The sequence below is a fragment of the Vibrio sp. M260118 genome, assembly GCF_036533755.1.
In the GTDB taxonomy this organism is placed as follows: domain Bacteria; phylum Pseudomonadota; class Gammaproteobacteria; order Enterobacterales; family Vibrionaceae; genus Vibrio.
In genome coordinates this window covers 1-4,520 of record NZ_JATABG010000298.1, presented here as the reverse complement: position 1 = coordinate 4,520, position 4,520 = coordinate 1, and the positions used below count along the sequence as shown (strand labels likewise).

The 4,520-nt window shown below is 43.7% G+C and carries 7 protein-coding genes; all 7 read left to right on the top strand.

The genetic code is table 11. The features are described 5' to 3' along the window. Nucleotides 1–496 (top strand): molybdopterin-binding protein (locus QTO00_RS15325; RefSeq protein WP_331425558.1); only part of this gene is annotated, 496 nt, incomplete at its 5' end. 121 nt (nt 497–617) lie between these two features. Beyond that, nucleotides 618–1,949, top strand: a complete 1,332-nt coding sequence (locus QTO00_RS15320) for an IS4 family transposase (protein WP_331425557.1) — start codon at nt 618–620, stop codon at nt 1,947–1,949. Nucleotides 1,950–2,117: 168 nt separating this feature from the next. Continuing rightward, nucleotides 2,118–2,840 carry a helix-turn-helix transcriptional regulator gene (locus tag QTO00_RS15315; protein ID WP_038209762.1) on the top strand — a complete coding sequence of 241 codons (723 nt, stop codon included), beginning with the start codon at nt 2,118–2,120 and terminating at the stop codon, nt 2,838–2,840. Beyond that, nucleotides 2,837–3,232 carry a sulfurtransferase complex subunit TusD gene (gene tusD, locus QTO00_RS15310; protein WP_331425556.1) on the top strand — a complete coding sequence of 132 codons (396 nt, stop codon included), beginning with the start codon at nt 2,837–2,839 and terminating at the stop codon, nt 3,230–3,232. The genes QTO00_RS15315 and tusD overlap by 4 nt, the downstream gene beginning before the upstream one ends. After that, the gene (tusC, locus tag QTO00_RS15305; RefSeq protein ID WP_331425555.1) at nt 3,229–3,585 is read left to right on the top strand and encodes a sulfurtransferase complex subunit TusC; all 357 of its coding nucleotides are present in this window, start codon (nt 3,229–3,231) and stop codon (nt 3,583–3,585) included. The genes tusD and tusC overlap by 4 nt, the downstream gene beginning before the upstream one ends. Nucleotides 3,586–3,592: 7 nt before the next feature. After that, on the top strand, nt 3,593–3,868 hold the full coding sequence (gene tusB / locus QTO00_RS15300; RefSeq protein WP_331425554.1) for a sulfurtransferase complex subunit TusB: 276 nt from the start codon (nt 3,593–3,595) through the stop codon (nt 3,866–3,868). 187 nt (nt 3,869–4,055) lie between these two features. Further along, the gene (rpsL, locus tag QTO00_RS15295; RefSeq protein ID WP_004399892.1) at nt 4,056–4,430 is read left to right on the top strand and encodes a 30S ribosomal protein S12; all 375 of its coding nucleotides are present in this window, start codon (nt 4,056–4,058) and stop codon (nt 4,428–4,430) included. Nucleotides 4,431–4,520 lie beyond the last annotated feature (90 nt).

Here is a 4,520-nt window from a genome sequence, read left to right as displayed (position 1 = left end):
AGCTGATGTCGTGATGACGTCTGGTGGCGTCTCGGTCGGAGATGCCGACTACATCAAACTAGCGCTTGAAAAGCTTGGCCAAATTGATTTTTGGCGCATCAATATGAGGCCCGGTCGCCCACTTGCCTTTGGCCAGATTCAAAATAAACCATTTTTCGGTCTGCCTGGAAACCCTGTCGCGGTAATGGTTTCCTTCATTAACTTTGTCGAACCTGCGCTAAGAAAAATGCAAGGTGAACCTGATTGGCAACCGCTTAAAGTTAACGCCGTCGCTTCAGAGAACCTACGCTCTCGACAAGGTCGCACTGAATTTAGTCGCGGTGTGTATAAGCTAGATACTAACGGACAGCTAATAGTGAGTACCACAGGAAAGCAAGGCTCAGGAATTCTGCGCTCTATGAGTGAAGCCAACTGTTTAATAGAGATTTCTCCGGCGGTTGATACGGTAAAAGCAGGTGAAAGCGTGACAATTATCCCGTTACAAGGCAGAATCTAGCCCAATTAATCAGGTCAGCCAAGCTGTAATGCCGATCAGTTAAGAAATTTGTGAGATCATTTGACCGATCCTCAAAAGGCTTCAAAATCCGATATTAGGAAACTAATATCGGATTTTTTTTATGTCTTTAGAGAGCCAGCTTGCGAATACTTTTCGGTCATGTAATACCTTTCATCACTTTGATAAATATTCTGAAATTCTTAGTCCAGAGCTCATTCAGCAAGGCTTTGAACAAGCTGGTGTAGCAACGGTTCGAAGAAGGCGATTACCTTTAGAAGCCGTGCTTTGGTCTGTTGTAGGAATGAGCCTTTTTCGACAACAATCTGTTTGGGATATAGCCAATCAGCTCGATATAGTCCTACCAGACAAGCAGCGCTTTGTTGCACCAAGTGCCGTTGTTCAGGCAAGGCAGAGATTAGGAGAAGAAGGAGTAAAGCAAGTCTTTAAGAAGATGGCAGCACACAGCTATCAATCTTCTAGCTTCGAGACTTGGTGTGGGCTAAACCTTTTGTCTGTTGATGGAGTTGTTTGGAGAGCAACGGATACCCCTGAGAATCATCAAGAATTTAAAGCACAGCGTAATCATTCATCTGAGAATATCTACCCTAAAATACGTATGGTCTGTTTGATGGAACTTACAAGTCATCAGCTAATCGATAGTGCATTCTCTGATTATCGAACCAACGAAATGAAGCTCGCAGAAGAACTCATTGAACAAACTCCAGATCATTCACTGACTATTTTTGACAAGGGGTATTACTCTCTAGGGCTACTTAACCGCTGGAACAAAACCGGTCAAGAAAGGCATTGGATGCTCCCAGTGAGAAAAGACTTTCAATATGAAGTCGTGCATAAATACAGCCAAAGTGACGCTATAGTTGCTATAAAAACAACACCTCAGGCAAGAAAAAAGTTCAGTGACCTCCCAGAGGTAATAGAAGCGAGGTTAGTATCGAAAAGCATCAAAGGTAAAAAGTATCAGGTACTTACATCAATGTGTGATGGGTTACGTTTCCCCGGAGAAGACATAGTGGAACTCTACCGCTATCGTTGGGAAATCGAATTAGGCTATCGGGAAATGAAACAAACCTTGCTTGATAGCGAGTATACATTGCGAAGTAAGCGTCCTGATATGGTCAAGCAAGAACTCTGGGGTATTTTATTAGCCTATAACCTCATAAGACAGGTTATGACAAAGGCAGCGAGTCAATTAGATAGTGTGTGGCCAAATCAACTAAGCTTCACTAGTAGTGCGATGGCTGTGACTCAATACTTTGCAGCTTTACCTTTAACGAGTCCAGGAAACCTTCCCAAACACTATGATTTGTTACTACAGCAAGTATCTATGTTTATCCTACCACCTAGGAGAGAGGACAGAAGTTACCCTCGTTGGGTTAAGTTGAAGCCTAAGAAATATGCAATAAATAGAAAAAATGCCAGTCAGCTTAACTGACTGGCATTACTGGTTTTTACCAGACCTTTTTTTGCATCAAAAATGCAATCTATACCTCAGTAATTTTTTGTTCTAAATCACTAGATGATGGGTTAGTTGGGTGTACGTATCAAAATTTCTGATAAACTTACATCAATTTGTTGATTTTCCGCGCTAAGGCTTAAAAAAGTGACAACTACAGAAACCGTAAACACGGACATGTTGCTAGAGATGGAATCTGTCAATGTGATGCCATTTAGTGAACATGACAAAATTATTCTTAGATCTTATGAAGCTGTCGTCGATGGTATCGCGAGCCTAATTGGCCCGTTTTGTGAAATCGTTCTGCACTCATTAGAAGACCTTAATACTTCCGCGATTAAAATTGCTAATGGTGAGAACACTGGGCGCCAGGTCGGTTCTCCGATCACGGATTTAGCGCTAAAGATGTTGCGCGATATTGAAGGGTCAGAACGCAATTTTTCTCGCTCCTACTTCACTCGCGCTAAAGGTGGCGTACTCATGAAGTCGATTACGGTTGCAATCCGCAATGGTGAAAACAGAGTGATTGGCTTGTTGTGCGTTAACGTCAACTTAGATGCGCCATTCTCACAAGTTTTGCAATCCTTTATGCCAACTGAAGAAGCAAAACAAGCGGCGTCATCGGTAAACTTTGCTAGTGATGTGGAAGAGCTTGTCGACCAAACGGTTGAGCGAACGATTGAAGAGATCAACGCTGACAAGTCGGTATCTAATAATACCAAGAACCGTCAGATCGTTATGGAACTGTTCGATAAAGGTATTTTTGATATCAAAGACGCAATCAACCGTGTTGCTGATCGTCTAAACATCTCTAAGCACACCGTTTATCTCTATATTCGACAGCGTAAAACTGAGGACGACGAAAGTTGAGCTCGCTGAGTTATACACTTGTGGTCAATGGGGCAATCTACGGTAGCCAGTCTGCAAGAAACGCTTACCAGTTTGCCAAGGCTTTGCTCTCCAAAGGACATACTTTAGTGAGCGTGTTCTTCTACCAGGAGGGGGTCACCAATGGTAGCGCATTAACTGTGCCGGCCAATGATGAGTTTGATTTGGTCAAAGCTTGGCAGCAGCTAGCGACTGAACATGATGTTCGTTTGGAAACCTGCGTAGCAGCCGCCTTGCGCAGAGGGGTTGTCAGTCAAGATGAAGCTAACCAACATGGGTTGGATCAAAGTAACTTGGCCGATGGCTTCCATCAAGCCGGATTAGGAAGTTTGGCGGAAGCCATGCTGGTTCAAGATAGGGTGGTACAGTTTTGAGTCACTTAACCTATCTATTCCGCAGTGCGCCGCATAGTCGTTCTTCTGGCAGAGAAGGAATTGATGCGCTACTCGCTGCCTCAGTCTATTGTGAAGATATCAGTGTTGTATTCATGGGGGATGGTGTTTATCAGTTGCTTCAAGGTCAGCGACCCGAGCAAATTCTAAGTAAAGACTATGCGCCGATGTTAAAGCTGTTTGATCTCTATGACATTGAACAAATCTATGTATGTGAACAGTCACTTCGCGAACGTGGTTTAGCGACCGCTGATTTGGTTATCGGGGTACAGCTTCTTGACCAATTAGCTCTGAGCGCACGACTACGCCAAGCGTCTAAAGTTCTTACCTTCTAGGTGGCCTATGCTACATATTGTTAAAACAGTTCAATCACTTACCGATGTTATCCGGGTGGCGGTTGAGACGGATGATGTTTTGCTGGTGGAGCAAGCGGTCTACGCGGCGAATCCACACCATCAAGATTTTTTGAGTGTTAAAGGGCTTAAAGTGTCTGTTTTACAGGCCGATGTTGAGGCTCGGGGCATTGCCAATCGCATTAGCCCGTCGATTGAGAAAATCAGCTTCGAAGGCTTTGTCGACCTGACCGCAAAACAGCCTAAATCCATCACTTGGGAATAATTTCATTTCCCAAGCTTTAGTGTCGATTTCCTTTTACGCTTATTTCAGCCGAATTGAGCAAAAAAGATCCGTATATTTCTTGACACACCTCTCACCTCTGAATAGAATTTTGCGTCCCTAAGTGCCACTGGCGGTTAGGGATAGATTTTTCACAAAGCTTACTTTCAAGTAAATCAGGAGCTAGTTAATGGCAACTATTAACCAGTTGGTACGTAAGCCTCGTGCAAAGCAAGTTGTTAAAAGCAACGTGCCTGCACTAGAAGCGTGTCCACAAAAACGTGGTGTATGTACTCGTGTTTACACTACTACACCTAAAAAACCTAACTCAGCACTTCGTAAAGTATGTCGTGTTCGTCTAACGAACGGCTTCGAAGTGACTTCGTACATCGGTGGTGAAGGTCACAACCTTCAAGAGCACTCAGTTGTTCTAATCCGTGGCGGTCGTGTTAAAGACCTTCCGGGTGTACGTTACCACACAGTTCGCGGCGCACTAGACTGTGCTGGCGTTAACGACCGTAAACAAGGTCGTTCTAAGTACGGTGTTAAGCGTCCAAAATCTTAATGGTATCCGTTAAGTAAGGCCAAACACTAAATTAATTTTAATTTTTGAAGAAACTGAAAAGTTTTGGATAACCTGAAGAAGACAACGGAG